At 39.3% G+C, this 270-nt stretch carries 1 protein-coding gene; it reads right to left on the bottom strand.

Translation table 11 applies throughout. The features are described 5' to 3' along the window. The coding region (locus ACFIKU_RS10270) for an MBL fold metallo-hydrolase (RefSeq protein ID WP_375657448.1) at positions 1 to 270 on the bottom strand (270 nt) is incomplete at both ends.

The raw sequence follows: 270 nt of genomic DNA, 5'->3' as shown, positions 1-270 counted from the left end.
AAAATCTTGAAGAAAAGGATTATTTTGGTGCTCATAGCCTATACTACTTTTGGGATCATGCCCACAGATAAAACAAACATCATCGCCTAAGGGTAAAACTTTTTCTCGAAGGGATTTCATCAATTTTTCATAAGAACAGAAGGGGAAGTCCGTACGTCCAATAGAACCACGAAAGAGAACAACACCCAAGAAGGCTAAGCGCTCTTTCTCATTGAAATAAATAACATGACCAAGGGAATGCCCCAGTGTATGCAAAACCCTAAACTCATG

The sequence above is a fragment of the Bartonella sp. CM120XJJH genome, assembly GCF_042194715.1.
Taxonomy (GTDB): Bacteria; Pseudomonadota; Alphaproteobacteria; order Rhizobiales; family Rhizobiaceae; genus Bartonella.
This window is presented reverse-complemented; position numbering and strand designations above follow the sequence as displayed.